Consider the following 16535-nt stretch of genomic DNA (forward strand, 5'->3'; position numbering starts at 1 on the left):
CCAATCGAAGGGATGCGGATCTGGAGGTGACACAAGGCGGTATTTACAGCCGAGCTGTCGCTATGGCCAAGGAAAACAACGCAGCCGATCGCCTGACAGCGCGCTCAGACCACGGCAGGGAGTTTGGCAGAGGATCGCTGACCATGGGTAAGGCAAAGCAGCCACCAGAGTGATCCGGCCTAACCCCGGCCACGCCAAGGCAGGCCGGGGCAGCCTACTGGCAGAGACGTCGCCAGTGCCCGCTTGCACTGCCAGGCACCGCAGCGGCAGTCGGCTGCGCCATCCCCCCTACCCGTCACCGCTGCAGCGATCAACGCAAGCGATAGCGACGCGCTGCCAGACCGACCAAGCCCATCGATACCAGCCACAGCACCCAAGGGCTATCGACCGGCACCGCCTGTACAGGACCAGCACCCGACGGTGTTTGCACGGGACTCACCACCACCGTGACCATCGCCGTCTGGCACACCGGCTGCGGATACGGGCCTTGCAGGCTGCAGATCTGGTATGTGAAGGTATCCGTTCCCGAGAATCCCGATGCGGGCGTGTAGCTGGCGGAGCCATCGGCGTTGTAGGCCACCGCACCATGCGCTGGCGCAGACACGCCTGTCGCCATCCCCCCCAGTGGCGCGCTGGCTGTGTCGCTGGAGGCATCATTGCCCAAAATGCGGATCGTCACGGGGGTATTGATCGCGGTGCTGGCTGAATCCGCCGTGGCAGTCACGCCCAATACCCTCACGGTCACGACTGCGGGCTTGCACTCAGAAGGTGCCGCCTCCAGACAGACCTGGTAGTCGAAGCTATCGGTGCCGGAAAAACCGGCATCGGGCGTGTAGACCATGTTGCCCGAGCCATCGATGCTCACGCTGCCATGGGATGGCTGCTGGCTGATGGATGGCACACCGATGCTCTGCGCCGCCGGCACCGTGGTGTCATTGGCGCGAACGTCGATACTGACAGACTGCCCCTGTGTGGTGTAGGCCAGATCATTCACTGCACTCAACTCCGTCGGCCCGCTGACCGTCACGGTCGCTGTTGCTGTCGCGCAGTTATCAGGCTTGCTGATCTGGCAGTACTGGTAGTCCAAGGAATAGGTTCCCGGCGGAGTTGCGGGGCTCAGGCTCACGCTGCCGGTATTGGTATCCAGGACCATGGGAAAGCCCGCAGGGGACGTATTGTTCCCCGGAAGTTCCGCCATCGTCACGACGGATCCAAGCGTCGGTACCACCTGCCCATGCAAACCACCTGGATTCATATCATCGTTGGCCAGCACATTGCTGATCGCAATCCCTCCGGCCGCATCCATCGTGCCGGAGTCCTCCTGCGCAGCCAGCGGGGCTCGGCAGGCTGATGGAGCCAGCAAAAACGCCTGCAGGTTCTTGATGACCTGCATGTTCGCATCGGTTTGGTTCGCTCCCCCTAGATTGCCGCCATCACCAAAATAAGTGATGCGTCCGGCATTGCCGTTCATATCTGCTTCGCCAAAGGCAGCCACACTGATCGGTGCCGCAGGATCGCTCAACGACATTTGGTACGCCAGCCGATTCTGCGCAGGAATCGGGCCCAGCAACACACCGCCGTTATCAAACATGACCGAAGCACCTAACGAAAACGGAAAGGCATCGATATTCCCAATAGCCGCGCTGTTCACTGTCCAAGCACCACCATAAACCGAATTAGGCCCGGTTGCTATACTTCCACCGCCAGAGCCAGAGGCCACTCTGGCATTCATGACACCTACAGCCCATTCATTATAAAAATTATTGCCATAATCTTGGGTAAAGTGCACCCGGCCACCCCCGCCCAGGTAGGCGACCAATGCAGCGGCGTCCGCAACAGAAGGGGTACTCGCCGAAGAATAGGTTGCGTTATACCAATGCAGCCAGATGGCATCATACTGCGGCAAATTGGCGCTGGGACCAGACAAGAAATTTGAAATAGCGGACGGCGAATTGGTGGGCACCACATTCACGCCATTGAGAATTAACGACTGCGCTGCAGGGTAGGTATTCAGACCATTGAACAATACCCGGCAAGCGGCAGCCTCTGCTTTACCCATGCCAGCCACGGCAGCCAGTAAGAGTGCAGCAGCACCTGTAAATTTTGTCGCATTATTTTTATACATCATCATGGGCAAAGCCGTGTATTGATAATAAATAGCCCCACCAAGAGCATTCACGACATCTTGCCCATACGTCAAAAATCACACAGGCCACCAGCAAGCAAACATCAGCATCCGCCACGAATAGGGCGATAGGAATATATCCACTCTTCAATCATTATCAAAAAATAGCCTCTTGATTCAGAAGAATGTCATTCCAGGCATGGAAAATTCAGCGGTAAAAAATAGCAGGAAGTCGCGTCCATCCATCTTAGCGGTGACAACTATAAAAATATTAATTAAAAAATCCAAAGGAAGATTTGTTAACAATTGTTTACATTACTATCCATTTGAAACATCGGGCAGATTTGTAGCGGTTTCTGCAGGATTCGGCTCAGACCAGCGTACGGTTGGGGCGCCGCAATTCGGGCGGATCACCACGCGGTCAGGTCCCTAGGTTCAGGGACACAGGAACCAACACCTTCGCTTTGTAGACGACCGGTCTATTTTTTACTACAATCGGGCCCATGACCTTGACCCCGAAAGCGCAAGCCACCCGCCAGCACATCCTCGACACCGGGCACCAGCTCGTGTTGCGCAAAGGTTTTGCGGCTGTGGGCCTGCAGGAAATTCTCAAGTCCTGCAACGTGCCCAAGGGCTCGTTCTACCACTACTTCCCGTCGAAAGAGGCCTTTGGCTGCGCGTTGCTGCAGCAGTATGTCGATGGCTATGGCCACAAGGTGGATAGCCTGCTGGCAGCAGATGGCGCGGGCTATGAACGCCTGATGCGCTACTGGGACGCCTGGATTGCGGCGCCCGGTGATGCACACTGCGGCTGGGCCGAAGAATGCCTGGTGGTCAAGCTCGCGGCCGAGGTCGCCGACCTGTCCGAAGAAATGCGCCAGGTGCTCGATGGCGGCGTGCAGCGGCTGCTGGCCAGGATTGCTGCCGTCATTGACGAGGCGCGTGGCGATGGCTCGCTGCCCGCAGGCCCGCCGTCGCTCGTGGTCGCGCGCGTGCTCTACCAGATGTGGCTGGGCGCAGCGCTGCTGGCCAAGCTGAGCCAGGACCGATCGTCTCTGCTGCAAGCGCGGGCGGCCACGGTGCACCTGCTGACCTGCAGCGCATCGGCACCCTCCTCACCCCAACCCCTCCACCCACCCCTCAAGGAGTCCCCATGAAAGTTCTATTGGTACTGACCTCGCACGACCGTCTTGGCGACACAGGCTGCAAGACCGGTTTCTGGCTGGAAGAATTTGCCGCGCCCTACTATGCCTTCCAGGACGCAGGCGCCGACATCACACTCGCATCCCCGCTGGGCGGCCAGCCGCCGCTGGACCCCAAGAGCGATGAGCCCGATGCCCAGACCGCCGCCACCGAGCGCTTCCGCAAGGACCCGCAGGCACAGGCCGCGTTGGCTGCCACCACGCCACTGGCCCAGATCCAGGCCGATGACTTTGATGCCGTCTTCTACCCCGGCGGCCATGGCCCGCTCTGGGATCTCGCCAATGACGCCAAGTCGATTGCGCTGCTGGAGGCCTTTGAGCGCGCAGGCAAGCCGCTGGGCCTGGTCTGCCATGCGCCGGGCGCCCTCATCCATGTCAAGGCCGCCGATGGCCAGCCCCTGGTGGCAGGCCGCCGCGTGACGGGGTTTACGAACAGCGAAGAAAACGCAGTTGGCCTCACCGCCGTGGTGCCCTTTTTGATTGAAGATGAATTCAGCCGCTTGGGCGCTGACTACCAGAAGGGCCCGGATTGGCAGGTGCATGTCGAGGTCGATGGGCGCCTGGTCACCGGCCAGAACCCCGCCAGCAGCGAAGCGGTGGCCCAGGCCCTGCTGTCCATGCTCGCAAAATAAGGACAGTCACCATGCGCAGTGCCATTCACACCAGCTTCGGCGAGCCCGCCGAGGTCCTGAGCCTGGGCGAGCAGCCCATGCCCCAGCCGGCGGCTGGCGAGGTTCGTATCAAGACCTTGCTCGCCCCCATCCACAACCATGACCTCTGGACCATCCGGGGCCGCTACGGCTACAAGCCCGAGCTGCCGGCCATTGGCGGCAGCGAGGCCGTGGGCCTGGTCGATGCGCTCGGCGCTGGCGTCGAAGGCGTCACGCTGGGGCAGCGCGTTGCGGTGGCCGGCGTCCACGGCACCTGGGCCGAGCACTTTCTGGCGCCCGCGCGCCTGCTGGTGCCCGTGCCCGAAGCCATCCCCGATGAAGTGGCCGCCCAGCTCATCGCCATGCCGCTCAGCGCCTTGATGCTGCTGGAGTTTTTGAACGTGCAAGCCGGGCAATGGATTGCGCAGAACACGGCCAATGGCGCCGTCGGCAAGACCCTGGCCATGCTGGCCAGTGCGCGGGGTGTGCAGGTGCTCAACCTGGTGCGCCGCGATGCGGGTGTCGAGGAGCTCAGCCAGCTGGGCATTGCCAACGTCCTGTCCACCGCGCAAGCGGACTGGAAGCAAAGCGCCAGCGCGCTGCTTGGCCCCCAAGGTGCTTACGCCGCCGTCGATTCCATTGGCGGCGCATCCAGCGCAGCGCTATTGGCCTTGCTGGGCGAAGGCGGCACCCTGGTGTCGTTTGGCACCATGGCCGGCGAGCCGATGCAGATTGACTCGGGCGCGATGATCTTCAAACAGGCCACCGTCAAGGGCTTTTGGGGCAGCAAGGTGAGCGAGGCCCTGTCCGCCCAGGACAAACGCCGCCTGATCACTGAGCTGATCCAACGCATTGTGGGTGGTGAACTGAAGCTGCCAACCGAGGCCATCTATGACCTGGGCGACGCCGCCCAAGCGGCCGCAGCCAGCCTGCAGCCGGGCCGCAAAGGCAAGGTGCTGCTCAGGCCTTGACGGGGGTCCATGCCCTCAGGCGACCGGCAGCACCGTCACAAAGGGGTGGTTGCCAAAGGCCTGCACGGCATGGCTTTCGGGCGCAGCATCGGTGATCAGGGTCCACTGGCGGTGGATGGGCGACCAGTTCATCTGCGACTTGCGGCCCAGCTTTTCAGCAGTGGCCAGCATATAGACCTCGCGCGTGCGGCGGAACAGCTTTTCCTTGAACCAGGCCTGCTCGATCGAGCCTTCGCAAACGCCAAACTCGGCATCGATGCCATCGGCGCTGCAAAACACCTTGTCAAACGTCAGGCGCTCGAGCGCCATGTCAGCGAGTGACCCGTACACACTCATGCTGCCCCGGCGCAGGTCGCCGCCGATCAAGGTGACGGGGATATCCCGGCTGCTCAGCGTGTTCAGCGCCAGCAGGTTGTTGGTGATGATGCGCAGCGAATCGTCCTTGGGCAGCAGGCGCGCCAGCGCATCGGTGGTAGTGCCACCATCGATAAAGAGGGTGTCGCCCGGCTCGATCAGGCTGATGGCCTTGCGCGCAATCGCGGCCTTGGCCTCGCCGTCATGCACCTTGCGCAGCTCCAGCGATTCTTCGGGCTCATGGCGAATCGGCGCCGCCACGGCGCCACCGTAGACGCGCAGCAGCCGCCCGTCCTGCTGCAGCGCCTGCAGATCGCGGCGCACGGTGGCCTCGGAGATGGCAAACCTCGCGCACAGCGCGGCCACATCGGTCATGCCCGAATTCACGGCATGCAAAATGGACTCTCTACGGTTGGCGACCTTCATGGGATGCGTGGCTGGCTACAGCACAATAGCGATAACGGATAAGAGCTTAACCCGAGATGCCATGGGCCTTGAGGATTTCGCGCATCTGCGCCTCCTGCTCGGCGCTGATGCGCACGGGGTACTTGCTGTTGCCCACGTGGTAGCCCAGCAGTTGCACGGCGCGCTTGACGGCGGCCGGCGCAAAGCAGACCTTGTAGAGCGTCTCGCGCAGGCTGGTGACGGTCTCCTGCTGCTGGCGCGAGCCGGCAATGTCACCCGCGGCAAAGCGGGTCCAGATCGCATTGATCTGGCGCGGCGCGGCATTGGCCAGGCCCGATACGGCGCCTGCGCAGCCTTCGACAAAGCCCTGGTGGATCAGGCTGTCAGGCCCGTTGAACACGACAAAATCCGGCACTTCCTTGGCGACTTTCAAAAAGCCGCTCAGGCTTTCATGGCTGCCGGCGCTGTCCTTGATGCCAGCGATATTGGGGTGCGCGGCCAGGCGCTTGGCGGTCTCTGGCGCAATGGTGTTGCCAGTGCGTGCGGGGATGTTGTATAGATAGACGGGCACCTCCAGCGCATCGGCAATCGCGCTGAAATGCCCATGCAGGTCGTCCTGCGACAGCGGCACAAACCAGGGCGTGATGGCGGCAACCGCATCCACGCCCAGGCGGGCAATCTCACGGCCGGCGCGGATGCATTCTGCCGTCGATACCTCGCCCACATGGCCGACCACGCTGGCGCGCCCAGCGACTTGCTCCATCGCCACCTCGGCCACGCGACGCTTTTCGCCCTCGGTCAGTGCAAAGAATTCGCCATTCGTGCCGCCGCAGAAAATGCCATTGCCCGCCTGGATCTGGCGGTCGATCTGCTCGCGGAACGGTGCCTCGGCAAAGCGGTCCTCCGCGTCCATGGGGGTGATGATGGCCGTCAGAATGCCTTGGAGTTTTTGCTTGTTTGCCATGGTGTTGTCTCAGTTGAACAGCTTCAGGTAGACCTTTTCGATATCGGCGCCCGTGACGGCCCCGGGCACATTCTTGATGAGGCGCTGCACATCGAGCGCGGCCTTCACCAGATCGGGCAGGTGGTCGCGGCCAATGCCCAGCTCTTGCAGGCTGGCCGGCAGGCGCAGGCGCTTGACCAGATCGGCAAAGTAAGCGACCAGCGCATGCGATTTGCCCTCGTCGTCCAGTGCCAGATTGGCACCGGGCACCAGCTCGTAAGCGCGTGCCAGCTTGGCAACGCACAGCGGGCGCAGCCACTCAAAGCAAGGCGCGAGCAAGATGGCATTGGCAACGCCATGCGGGATGTGGTACTTGCCGCCCAGCGGGTAGGACATGGCATGCACCAGGTGCGTGCCGGCATGGGCAATGCAGGCGCCGCCGTAGTACGAGGCCCAGAGCATGTTGAGCTTGGCTTCGAGGTTGTCGGGTTCGGCCACCGACAGCTCGATGTTTTCGAACAGCTTTTTCATGCCGATCATCGCGTAGTTGTCGGCGACCGGGTTGGCAATGCTGGCGGTAAAGCACTCGATCAGGTGGCAGAGCGCATCGACACCGGTCGAGGCCGCAATCTTGTGCGGCATGGTTACCGTCAGCTCCGGCGCCAGCGCCACATAGTCGGGCAGCAGCACCGGCGAGATGATGCCCTGCTTGGTCTCGCGCGCAGGGATCGCCAGGATCGCATTGGGCGTCGCTTCCGAGCCCGTCCCCGCCGTCGTCGGCACCATCAGCGCCTTGACCCGCTGCGTGACCTTGGTGCCCGCCAGCAACTCGGCCAAGCTGGGCGACTCCGGGTGCGCCAGTGCCGACAGCAGCTTGGCCACATCCAGCACACTGCCGCCGCCTACGCCCACGACAAAATCCACGCCGCGCAGATCGCGCTCCTGCAGAATGCGCTCCACATCGGCATCGGATGGCTCGGGCGGCACATCGTCGACCAACAGCACCTCGGCCGCCGCGCGCCGCAGCTGGGCCAGCAGCGCCTGCACGCCTGCGATGCCGGAGATGTTCTGGTCGCTGACAAACAGCAGCTTGTGTTTGCCGCTTACCAGGTAGGGGATGTCGTCGAGGACCTTGTGGCCGCTCAGGACGGTGCTATGGATATGCATGTCTTTGTCTCCCGGATTTTTTAGATGCGCGTTGCGAGTTCTGCGCCCTGGCGCAAAGCCTCCAGCAGGCTGCGCTCATCGGCGATGCCCTTGCCCGCAATGTCAAACGCCGTGCCATGGTCCACCGAGGTGCGGATCACATCCAGCCCCACGGTGATGTTCACGCCCGCCTCCAGGCCCAGCACCTTGACGGGGCCATGGCCCTGGTCGTGGTACATGGCGACCACCAGGTCAAAATCACCGCGCCCGGCGCGGAAGAACAGCGTGTCGGCCGGCAGTGGGCCTTCAATGTCCATGCCCCTCTCGCGCAGCTTCTGCACGGCGGGGATGATCTTTTCTTCTTCCTCGCCATAGCCAAACAGGCCGTTCTCACCGGCATGCGGGTTGATGCCGCACACTGCAATCCGTGGGTTGGCGATGCTCGCCTTGCGCAAGGTGTCGTAGCCGCGCTGGATGGTGCGCTCGACCAGGCCCGGCTCGATCTTGCGGATGGCATCGAGCAAGCCGATATGTGTGGTCACATGGATCACCCGCAGATTGGGCGCAACCAGCATCATCGAGACCTCTTCCACGCCCGTCAGGTGCGCCAGCATCTCCGTGTGGCCGGGAAACTTGTGGCCACCGGCATGCAGTGCCTCCTTGTTCAGCGGCGCGGTGCAGATCGCATCGATCTTTCGGGCCTTGGCCAGCTCCACCGCGCGCTCGATAAAGCGGAACGCCGCGTCCCCGGCCACGGGCGAGAGCTTGCCAAAGGCCAGGTCATCGGGGATCAGCTGCAGATCGATGCAGTCGATGACGCCCCGCTCAAAGGCGGCGTCGGCAATGTCCTCAATCGCCCGCACACGCACCTGGGTGCCCAGCAGCGCATTGGCCTTTTCCAGCCGCTTGGCGTCGCCAATGACCACGGCTTTGGCCAGGTTGTACAGGCTGTCGTTCGCAAAGCTCTTGACAATGATTTCAGGGCCCACGCCGGCAGCGTCTCCCATGGTGATTCCGATGACGGGCAGAGAATGGCTCATCTTTGCTTGCTTTCTGTAGGGAGGGTATCGGTGCGGCCGCCCGGGGTTTGGGCGGCCAGCAATGAATGGATGGCGCAGCTTGCGCGTTGCAGCGATGCGGGATGGCCAAAGGCTCCCGCCTTGGTGGCAATCCACTGGCGCCGGGTGTCTTGTTCGATGTCCTGGTACTCGGTGATGCACAGCACCACGCCGGGTTCGCTCTCGGAATGCACACGCAGGCTGCGCAGTTGCAGTTCTTCCAGTACCGCCCGGGCCGTCTCTCCACCGGTGATGACCAGGCCTGCGGCGGCGGCCATGGGCGCGTGCAGCAAACGCGCCAGCTGCCGGGCCAGCATCGGGCCTTCGGCCGGATCCGTCTGCGCGTCCGCTCCCAGGCTGACCACAACATCCAGGCCCTGGGCCACTTCGTCGCTGATGGTCTGCACCAGCGTCTGCACCAGCGTCTGCACCAGGGTCTGGCCTTGGGTCGTCTGCACGTCGCTGCGCAAGCAGCCAGGTGGCACCACATGCAGCCGCGTGCGTGGCTGCTCGGCCAAATACGCGAGCTGCTGCTGCGCAATCGCCGACATGCTGCCAACGACGGTGACCACGCTGGGCAAACGCCCGGCTGCATGCGGTACCTCCAGCGATGCGGCCGAGGCAGATACTGGCTGCACCTGCTGCGCCAGCGCATGCGAGAGGCCGGCAGAGCAGACGCAAAAGGCCTGCTCTATCTGCAGACTGGCCTGGGCCAAGGTCTGCAGGTGTTCGTCAGTCAGCACATCAAACACCAGCGCCTGCACGCCCCGCTCACGTGCATTGGCAATTGCTTGCGCGGTCGCTTCTGGGCCGGCATCGAGCACGCTGGCGGGTAGGTTGTCGCAGCGCAGTCCTGCGGCCTGCAGCTGCTGCGCCGCGCGGTCCTCGCGGTCCGCATGCTCCAGCTGCCAGGTAGCAGTGGCGGCCAGGCGCACACCGTGCACATACACCACGCCGCCCTGCATCGTGCGGCCCATCTGCGGGAAGGCCGGAGCCACCAGCGCAATGGCATGGAGCGCAGTTTGCAACACCGCCACCTCCTGCGCCCAGCCGCCCCGCAGGGTGGAATCGATTTTCTTGAGCACCCGGCGGCCCTGGGATGCAGGCGCAGCCAGCACCGCCTGCAGCTTGGCAGCAGCCTCAGCCGCCGTATCGCGCCGGCTGTTGGTGTCTACCGTGAGCACCGCCACATCACCCTGGGCACCAGCGCTGGCTTGCGCATCCAGCAGCACGCTGGTGGAGAGGCCAGCGCTCGCAAACCCCGCAGCGCAGTCGGCTGCGCCGGAGAGGTCGTCGGCGACAACCAGGTAGTGCGGGAGGGAACGCGGGCTCATGCGGGGCTTTCGGTCGACTCAGTCATCACGCCAAGCCTTAAAATTGATTGATTCAATCATAATTGATTAAAAGCAACATAAAACAAGGGTTAACCCTAGATTTAACGCACCGATAATGATCGATTTGATCGTTGAAGCAGTGAAATCAGGCTGAAACCGTAGCATCAGGCCCGCGCACGCACCGCCAATGTGCAGCAATTCCGCACCATGGTGCATGCACCAACTCGGGGAAAGTCCTGATTGGAGACTTTGGTAAAAAGAGTTCTGATCGAAGCGTTCAAAAAATTATCAATTTTGATTGTTTTGATCAAATAACCACCAAAAACCATTCCGTCTTCAGCCCTGAAGTCATTTCTGAACCACCAGCCCTTGAGGTGTCCCACCATGTTCGCTTCCAACCCCGCTTCTGCCGCCACGCGCCGCCGCTTCCTCCTTGCCAGCAGCCTGCTGCTGGGCCTCGCTCCGCTGGCCAGCCAGGCGGCAGATGCCGCCTATCCTGCCAAGCCCATCACCTTGATCGTGCCCTACCCGGCCGGCGGCGCCAACGATGCGGTGGGCCGCATCGTGGGCCAGAAGATGGGGGAGATCCTCAAGCAGTCCGTCATCGTTGACAACCGGGGCGGCGCGGGCACCACCATCGGCACCGCGCTGGCGGCCAAGGCGCCCGGTGACGGCTACACGCTGGTGCTGGGCTCCCTCTCCAGCCATGCGATCAGCCCGCACCTGTACCGCCAGCCAGGCTATGACGCGATCAAGGACTTCGCCCCGGTCGGCATGATCGGCGAAGCCCCCATCGTGCTGGAAGTCGCCACCAACTCGCCATTCAAGGATGTCAAGCAGGTCGTGGAACAGGCCAAAAAGACGCCGGCCACCCTCACCTACGGCTCGGCCGGCAATGGCTCGCCGCTGCATTTGAGTGCCGAGCTGTTCAAGCGCGCCGCCAATGTGGACATGACCCATGTACCCTACAAGGGCGGCAATGCCCACACCATGGACCTGATGGGCGGCCGCATCGACATGATCTTTGACACGCTGACGAGCGCCACGCCACTGATCACCTCTGGCAAAGTGCGGCCCCTGGCCGTTGCCAGCACCGAGCGCCTGCCCGAGCTGCCCAATGTGCCCACCTTTGCCGAAAGCGGCTACCCCAACTTTGTCGTGAACGCCTGGTACGCCCTCTACGCCCCCGCCAAGACCAGCCCCGAGGTGCTGGCCAAACTCCACCAGGCGCTGAACGAAGCCCTGGCCGATGCCGACGCCAAGGACCGCCTGACCAAACTGGGCGTGCGCAGCAAGGCCAGCACCCAGGACGAGCTCGCCAAATTCACCAAGGCCGAGCTGGACCGCTATGGCGCGGTGATCAGCGCGATTGGCTTGAAGATTGATTGATGGTTGAGTGGTTTTGTGTGGATCCCACCGGCATGGTGGGCTCTGCACGTCTTTTCCGTTCGGGTTTTACGCATTTAGACATGGTCATTGACTGGTTGATGGTTATATCGAACCCCTGCTGGAATCTCCGATATTTCCTCACTAACCTGGGCAATTGCGCGAAGCTTACTGGCCTACTACTGCTGCATCCTTCGTCTAGCTGGAAGGGCGACGAAAATCGAGTGAGAAGGACCTGTAACTCTGAACCCCTGCTAACCGAATCATTCTTTCCCTTGCTTTAGTTCTCTCAGTGCGACACGCATTGTGTCGGGTGCAGATGCATCTTCGACAATGTGGTCAGGGATTACTCCGACGCCCTGTATCCTGCGACCACTAGGCGGAAAGTAGTAAGAACTGGTGAACTTGATACCGCCAATTTGCAAAGGCTGCACAGTTTCAATGCTGGCCCGCCCGAAAGTCGGACGTCCAATGATCACCGCCCTGTTGTGATCCTGCAGCGCGGCTGTCACTATCTCTGCACCGGATGACGTGGCGTTGTCGACCAACACTGCGACGGGCATGGTATGGACCTCTGTAGGCAAGCCAGCCAACGGATCGGGGCTCCCTTTTCTTAGGTAGAACGCGGGAGCTGCCAGATAGGTGATGTTTGACTCAGTGCTAGCGCCTGCCGTCCGCACCACCATGGCATCTTTTCGCAAGAACATGGCAGCAAACCCCACCGAGGAGTCAAGGAGACCACCCGGACATCCGCGCAAATCGAGAACGATCGCCTGAAACGGCTCAGTTTGCCAAGCTGCCTTTAGAGCATCAGCTGCTTCCTGCAGGGAGGAAGCTGTGAAATGGGCAACGCGCAGGTGTACTACATTTGCCGCCAAGCGGGAAAGCTGGGCGCCTCGCACTGTAAAAGCTTTGCGCTCTACCTGGAAAGTGTGCACGGAAAGCGTGGATTCACGAAAAACGGTGAGCGCAACAGTGGTTCCAGGAGGTCCTGCTAGCTTCTCTGCCACCAGAGACGCATCGAGCCCCTTGATCCGAACACCATCAATTGCATACAGCTGGTCCGGGAACACAATTCCTGCCTGAGCCGCTGGACTACCCTCCAACGGTGCAAGAAGATATCGGCCATCTCGAAATTTGACTTCCGCACCAATTGACTCTAGGTTCGCTCGCCTAGGCTGACGATACGCTTCAAACTCGTCCGCGGTAAAGTATTCACCCGAATCCGGGTCAGCACCCCGAAGCATGCCCTTTGTGGCCGCGACAATCAGCGCGCGATCGTCTGGCTTCACCACCAGGGAGCGCTGGAGCACACCATATGCGGCAGAGAGAACCAGTAACTCTTCTTTCGGCAGAGGTCCAGCAGGCTGAGCGGAAGAACTTGCGGCTGCGAGTGTCCACAGCAGGGACCCTACTATCGAAGCTCGAAATGCAATCTTCAAAGTAACCACCTCTTTATCGTTGAATAGCTTCATTTAGGTAAAGGTGATGCCGCCAACCAGCAGCTCCCTCAATCCGGATTCTTCATAAAGTGAAACCGCATCAAGGTCCGCTCGCGCGCCCGGCCGTGGTCCACCACCGGGTGCGGGTAGTCGCGCCCCAGCTGCAGACCGCAGGCCTGCTGCTCCAGCGGCTTCATTGCAGCGGGAAAGTGGATATACCGGTCGGGCACCTTGGCGAGTTCTGGCAGGTAACGGCGGATGAATTTGCCGTCTGGGTCAAAGCGCTCGGACTGGGTGATGGGGTTGAAGATGCGGAACCAGGGCTGGGCGTCGCAGCCGGTCGACGCCGCCCACTGCCAGCCGCCGTTGTTCGACGACAGGTCATAGTCATTGAGGTGCTGGGCAAAAAAGCGCTCGCCCGCGCGCCAGTCAATGCCCAGGTCCTTGGTCAAAAAGCTGGCGACGACCATGCGCAGACGGTTGTGCATATAGCCGGTCTGCAGCAGCTGGCGCATGGCGGCATCGACCAGCGGGTAGCCGGTGCGTGCCTCGCACCAGGCCTGCCACAGCTCAGGGGCATCATCCCACTGCACCTTGTCATAGATGGGGCGGAACGACTGGGTCACCACCTGCGGGTGGTGCCAGAGAATCATCGCGTAGAAGTCGCGCCAGGCCAGCTCCGACAGCCAGGTCTGTGCGCCCTCGCAGCCCGTGCGCGCCTGCGCCACGGCCAGCGCCGCCAGTTGGCGGATCGACACGGTGCCAAAGCGCAGATGCACCGACAGGTAGGAGACGCCCTTGACCGCCGGAAAATCCCGCGCGTCCTGGTAGGCCGCCATGCGCGGCAAAAAATCCTTGAGCAACTGCTGTGCACCCCGGCTGCCGGTGGGTATCTTGAGCGACGCCAGATTGCTGGGCTGAAATCCCAGATCGGCCAGCGACGGTATCGCTTCGCCCCGAGGCAATGCCGCCAGACGCCCGGCATAGCGCGCCACCGGGTAGGCCTTGCACTGGAAGGCATCGAGCTTTTGCAGCCAGGCGCGCTTGTAGGGCGTGAACACGCTGTAGGGATGGCCTTGCTGGGTCAGCACCTCATCGCGGTCCAGCAGCACCTGGTCCTTGTAATCGCTAAAGGCAATGCCGGCGGCTTGCAAATCACCGGCCACGCGCGCATCGCGGGCAATGGCCTCGGGTTCGTAGTCGCGGTTGGTCAGCACCTCCTGCACGCCCAGCGCCTGCGCCAGCTGCACCACCTCCTGCGCAGCCGACCCATGGCGCACCAGCAGGCCCGCGCCAGACGCACCACTGCCGGCCGCCAACTGGTGCAAATCCTCGTCCAGCGCCAGCACACTGGCATGGATAAAGTCCACTCGCCTATCTTGGCGCGTGGGCAGCAGGTCCAGGATGTCGGTGTCAAAAACGAAGACGCAATACACCTGCTCGAAGCGGAGCAAGGCATGGTAGAGAGCGGCATGGTCGTCGCAACGCAAATCGCGGCGCATCCACACCAGGGCGCGGCTGGCCATGGTGATCGGTTTCCTTGTCTGGTTTTTTCTGGATGCCAAAGGCATGGGTGAAGACAGCCAAGCCATTGCCGACCGTCTTCGCTGCGCCATTGTGCATCGCCGTGGCACAGTAGCGTGCCAGAGAAAGTCGCGTCAAACCAGTGCAACCAGATTGCGCAGTCAGCGCATGACCAGCCCCCCATCCACCAGCAACACCTGCCCCGTCATAAACCGGCTCAAATCCGATGCCAGGAACAGCACCGGCCCGGCCACATCCTCGGGGCTCGCCAGGCGGCGCAGCGGGGTGGCGGCCATCAGCGATTCGCGGAAGGATTCGCGGGTTTGTGCGCTGCCCTGGGTGGGGTAGACGAGGCCCGGTGCGACGCAGTTGACGCGTATGCCAAAAGGCCCCAGCTCGCTGGCCAGGTTGCGGCTAAAGCCCACCAGCGACGCCTTGGCCGTGCTGTAGTCGTGGTAGGCGACGACGGGGTGTTCCACCAGATTGCTGCTGATATTGACGATGCTGCCCCGGGCGCGCTGGCGCATCTGCGGCAGCACCGCGCGGCAGACATGGAAGGCGCCGCCCACAGCGGCATCGAACTGCGCCTGGTAGTCGCTCCAGGCCAGTGCATCCAGCGGCTGGCGGCGTTCGGGGTCAAAGGCATAGGGGCGCAAGGCGTTGTTCACGACGATGTCGATGGGCCCGGCCTCTTGCGCAATGGCCTGGGCCATCGCATCCACCGCGGCCGGCTTGCCCACATCGGCCTGCACGGCCCAGGCGTCGCCGCCGGCGGCCTGGCAGGCGGCCACGGTCTGGGCGGCGGCGGCCTCATTGGCCAGGTAGTTCACTGCCACCGTGGCGCCTTCGCGCGCAAAGGCCTGGGCGATGGCCGCTCCAATGCCCCGGCTGGCGCCGGTGACCAACACCACCTTGCCGCGCAGATTCAAAGCACTGCTTTGCACCATCTCAGGCCCCTGGCAGCCAACGGCTGTCCACCACATCGGCCACCTTAATGGGCTGCTGCACCATGCCCAGCGCATGGTAGACATCAGCGCCCTTTTGCAGTGCAGCCAGGTCAAAGCTGCCCAGCGGCGCGGCCTTGCCCAGCACCCGCAGGGTGGGCTGGGCCGAAGCATTGCGCAGCGCAATCACATCGAGGTTGATGTCGCGCTGGGTGCCATCGATCGCGCGCTTCGTGGCCAGGGTCGCGGCCTCTTCGGGCTGGGCGATCATCCAGGCTGCGCTGTCGCGGTAGCCGCGCAAAAAGGCCTGCAGCAATGCCGGCTGCTGCTCCAGCGTCTGCCGGCGCACCACAAACATATCGCTGGAGATATTGAGATAGTCGCGCACGGGCATCACCTGCACGTCGCCCATGCCCTTGCGCAGGCCCACGGTCAGGCCGGTGTCGGTGGCGGCCGTGGCGTCGACCTGGCCTTGCATCAGCGGTGCAAAGTTCAAGAGGCCGGTCACCACAATGCGCACATCCGATTCCTTGAGCCCCGCCTGGTGCAGCATCACCAGCAGGTTCTGGCGCGTGCCGCTGGCGAGGCTATAGACGCCAATGGTCTTGCCCTTCAGGTCCGCCGGGCTGCGGATGCCGCTCGAGCGCAGCGACACGACGTTGAACACGTTTTGCGGGTAAATGTCATAGATGGCGACCAGCTTCTCGCCCTTGTCCAGCGCCATAAAGAACGAGCCCGGGTCGGTAAAGGCCACATCGCCCTGCCCGCTCAAAATGTTGCGGATCGCGTCGCCACCGCCCGCACCCGGCAGGTAGGTCAGGTCCACGCCCTGGGCTTTAAAAAAGCCCTTGTCCGGCTCGGCCAGGATATTGGTGATTTCGCTGATCGGCTTGCTCCAGCCGGCCAGGCGGACCTTGCCGCTGACGGGACTTGCAGCGCCCGCTGCGATGCCGGTGCCCGCCAGGCCCAGGCCGAGCAGGCCGGCCGAGGCGCCCAGCCAGCGGCGGCGGGATACGGGATAGGTCAGAAAAGGTGCAGACATCAGCGGTCC

The 16535-nt window shown here is 62.5% G+C and carries 15 protein-coding genes; 4 read left to right on the forward strand and 11 right to left on the reverse strand.

Annotation, left to right across the window (positions count from 1 at the left end; genetic code table 11):
- Positions 1–310 precede the first annotated feature (310 nt).
- Entirely contained in the window at positions 311–2131 is a 1821-nt protein-coding gene (locus WH367_RS22460; protein WP_339537741.1) for an Ig-like domain-containing protein, read from the reverse strand.
- Positions 2132–2628: 497 nt separating this feature from the next.
- Between WH367_RS22460 and WH367_RS22465 the strand changes: the two genes are divergently transcribed.
- The 3 genes from WH367_RS22465 to WH367_RS22475 are packed head-to-tail and all read left to right on the forward strand — an operon-like array spanning position 2629 to position 4948.
- Entirely contained in the window at positions 2629–3282 is a 654-nt protein-coding gene (locus WH367_RS22465) for a TetR/AcrR family transcriptional regulator (protein WP_339537742.1), read from the forward strand.
- Positions 3279–3959: a type 1 glutamine amidotransferase domain-containing protein gene (locus tag WH367_RS22470; protein WP_339537743.1), complete on the forward strand. Its 681-nt coding sequence runs from the start codon at positions 3279–3281 to the stop codon at positions 3957–3959. Before WH367_RS22465 ends, WH367_RS22470 begins: the two co-directional genes overlap by 4 nt.
- Positions 3960–3970: 11 nt before the next feature.
- A complete protein-coding gene (locus WH367_RS22475; RefSeq protein ID WP_339537744.1) occupies positions 3971–4948 on the forward strand; it encodes a zinc-binding dehydrogenase in 978 nt (325 codons plus the stop codon).
- A 15-nt stretch (positions 4949–4963) separates the two neighbouring features.
- On the opposite strand, the gene WH367_RS22480 is transcribed toward WH367_RS22475, so the two are convergent.
- The 6 genes from WH367_RS22480 to WH367_RS22505 all read right to left on the reverse strand — a co-directional run bounded on the left by WH367_RS22480 (position 4964) and on the right by WH367_RS22505 (position 10574).
- The gene (locus WH367_RS22480; RefSeq protein ID WP_312990213.1) at positions 4964–5728 is read right to left on the reverse strand and encodes a DeoR/GlpR family DNA-binding transcription regulator; all 765 of its coding nucleotides are present in this window, start codon (positions 5726–5728) and stop codon (positions 4964–4966) included.
- 46 nt (positions 5729–5774) lie between these two features.
- The gene (locus tag WH367_RS22485; RefSeq protein WP_339537745.1) at positions 5775–6671 is read right to left on the reverse strand and encodes a dihydrodipicolinate synthase family protein; all 897 of its coding nucleotides are present in this window, start codon (positions 6669–6671) and stop codon (positions 5775–5777) included.
- A gap of 9 nt (positions 6672–6680) precedes the next feature.
- Positions 6681–7817: an iron-containing alcohol dehydrogenase gene (locus WH367_RS22490; RefSeq protein WP_339537746.1), complete on the reverse strand. Its 1137-nt coding sequence runs from the start codon at positions 7815–7817 to the stop codon at positions 6681–6683.
- 20 nt (positions 7818–7837) lie between these two features.
- Complete coding sequence (gene pdxA, locus WH367_RS22495) at positions 7838–8836, reverse strand: 4-hydroxythreonine-4-phosphate dehydrogenase PdxA (protein ID WP_339537747.1); 999 nt, start codon at positions 8834–8836, stop codon at positions 7838–7840.
- Positions 8833–10188 (reverse strand): four-carbon acid sugar kinase family protein, encoded by a 1356-nt coding sequence (locus WH367_RS22500; protein WP_339537748.1) that lies wholly within the window; start codon positions 10186–10188, stop codon positions 8833–8835. The genes pdxA and WH367_RS22500 overlap by 4 nt, the downstream gene beginning before the upstream one ends.
- A 164-nt stretch (positions 10189–10352) precedes the next feature.
- Complete coding sequence (locus WH367_RS22505) at positions 10353–10574, reverse strand: hypothetical protein (RefSeq protein ID WP_339537749.1); 222 nt, start codon at positions 10572–10574, stop codon at positions 10353–10355.
- On the opposite strand from WH367_RS22505, the gene WH367_RS22510 reads away from it, so the two are divergent.
- Positions 10573–11577: a Bug family tripartite tricarboxylate transporter substrate binding protein gene (locus WH367_RS22510; protein WP_339537750.1), complete on the forward strand. Its 1005-nt coding sequence runs from the start codon at positions 10573–10575 to the stop codon at positions 11575–11577. The genes WH367_RS22505 and WH367_RS22510 overlap by 2 nt on opposite strands.
- A 260-nt stretch (positions 11578–11837) precedes the next feature.
- Here the strand turns inward: WH367_RS22510 and WH367_RS22515 are convergent, their stop codons facing one another.
- The 4 genes from WH367_RS22515 to WH367_RS22530 form a co-directional block, all read right to left on the reverse strand.
- Positions 11838–13049 carry a S41 family peptidase gene (locus tag WH367_RS22515; protein WP_339537751.1) on the reverse strand — a complete coding sequence of 404 codons (1212 nt, stop codon included), beginning with the start codon at positions 13047–13049 and terminating at the stop codon, positions 11838–11840.
- A 35-nt stretch (positions 13050–13084) separates the two neighbouring features.
- Positions 13085–14542, reverse strand: coding sequence for a cryptochrome/photolyase family protein (locus WH367_RS22520; RefSeq protein WP_339537752.1), 1458 nt, complete (start codon positions 14540–14542; stop codon positions 13085–13087).
- Between the two features lie 159 nt (positions 14543–14701).
- Complete coding sequence (locus WH367_RS22525) at positions 14702–15487, reverse strand: SDR family oxidoreductase (RefSeq protein WP_339537753.1); 786 nt, start codon at positions 15485–15487, stop codon at positions 14702–14704.
- 1 nt (position 15488) lies between these two features.
- Positions 15489–16526 carry an ABC transporter substrate-binding protein gene (locus WH367_RS22530; protein WP_339537754.1) on the reverse strand — a complete coding sequence of 346 codons (1038 nt, stop codon included), beginning with the start codon at positions 16524–16526 and terminating at the stop codon, positions 15489–15491.
- Positions 16527–16535 lie beyond the last annotated feature (9 nt).

The organism is Comamonas sp. MYb21 (genome assembly GCF_037479395.1).
Lineage (GTDB): Bacteria > Pseudomonadota > Gammaproteobacteria > Burkholderiales > Burkholderiaceae_C > Comamonas.